This window comes from Kushneria sinocarnis (genome assembly GCF_003633775.1).
GTDB lineage: Bacteria > Pseudomonadota > Gammaproteobacteria > Pseudomonadales > Halomonadaceae > Kushneria > Kushneria sinocarnis.
In genome coordinates this window covers 1-1,223 of sequence record NZ_RBIN01000017.1, presented here as the reverse complement: position 1 = coordinate 1,223, position 1,223 = coordinate 1, and the positions used below count along the sequence as shown (strand labels likewise).

The following is a 1,223-nucleotide window of genomic DNA, read 5'->3' as shown; positions in this document are numbered from 1 at the left end:
GGAAACGCTGCATAAATCCCGCCGCAGCTGCCTGATCGCCATCGGCGGGGTAGAATCTGGCTACCCTGTCACCACCTGACCGAGCTACCCGATGAAGCAGATCTCGTTCGCCCAAGCCGAATACCAGAACAAGAAAAAGGTGACCCGTCGCGAGCGGTTCCTGACCCAGATGGAGGCGCTGGTGCCTTGGCAACGGCTCATCGACGCGCTGTCGCCGTCTTACTTCCCGAACGCAACGGGCAAGCGCGGCCGTCCGCCCATCGGCCTGGAGCGCATGCTGCGGATCTACTTCCTGCAGCAGTGGTATGCGCTCGCCGACGAGGCACTTGAAGATGCCATCTACGATAGCCAGGCGATGCGCGACTTCGTGGGTGTCGACTTGACCATCGAGAGCGTGCCGGACGCGACCACGCTGCTGCGTTTCCGCCACTTGCTGGAGAAGCATGCCCTGACCCAGCGGATCTTCGAGGAGATCAACGCCCACCTGGCCGAGAAAGGGTTATTCATGCGCGAGGGCACGATCGTCGACGCCACCATCGTGGCGGCCGCCCCTTCCACCAAGAACAAGATCAAGCAGCGCGATCCAGAGATGAAACAGACCAAGAAGGGCAACCAGTGGTACTTCGGGATGAAGGCCCATATCGGCGTCGATGCCGTCACCGGACTGACTCACAGCGTCGCCGCGACCTCGGCCAACGTTGCCGATGTCACCATGGCCGGCGCTCTGGTCCGGGAGGATGACAAACGGGTATACGGCGATGCGGGCTACACCGGCATGTGGAAACATCTCGACGAAGAGAAGGATGCTCCGGATTCCAAATGCTGCGTGGCCGCCAAGCGCGGCGCCATCAAGAAGATGGACGGCAGCCCCATGAAAACGCTGCTGCTGGCATTCGAAAAGGCCAAGGCCAGCATCCGTGCCAAGGTCGAGCACCCGTTTCATGTCATCAAGAACCTCTTCGGCTACCGCAAAACGCGCTACAAGGGGCTGGCCAAGAACCAGGCGCAACTCTTCAGCCTGTTCGGGCTGGCCAACCTGGTGCTGGCGACACGATGCGAGGGCCAAGTTGATGGGGCCAGTGCGCCTTGAATCTGCCCTGCCAGCCGGATAATCCGCCTGGCAGGGAAACGGACCACCTGAGGTGGTCAGAAAATGATCGCTGACGCGATGGTTGTGCCACTCTGAGCCCTTCAACCGCTCAGAGACGAATTGATCAGCGATT

Annotated in this window: 1 protein-coding gene; it reads left to right on the top strand. The window is 60.8% G+C overall.

All coding sequences use genetic code 11. The features are described from left to right. The first annotated feature begins 91 nt into the window (after nt 1-91). Nucleotides 92-1,090, top strand: a complete 999-nt coding sequence (locus C7446_RS16225) for an IS5 family transposase (RefSeq protein ID WP_035410855.1) — start codon at nt 92-94, stop codon at nt 1,088-1,090. The last annotated feature ends 133 nt before the right edge of the window (nt 1,091-1,223 follow it).

What these genes read in the sequence shown, in the direction of transcription:
- C7446_RS16225 (WP_035410855.1), top strand. Translation starts at nt 92, where the DNA reads ATGAAGCAGATCTCGTTCGCCCAAGCCGAATACCAGAACAAGAAAAAG.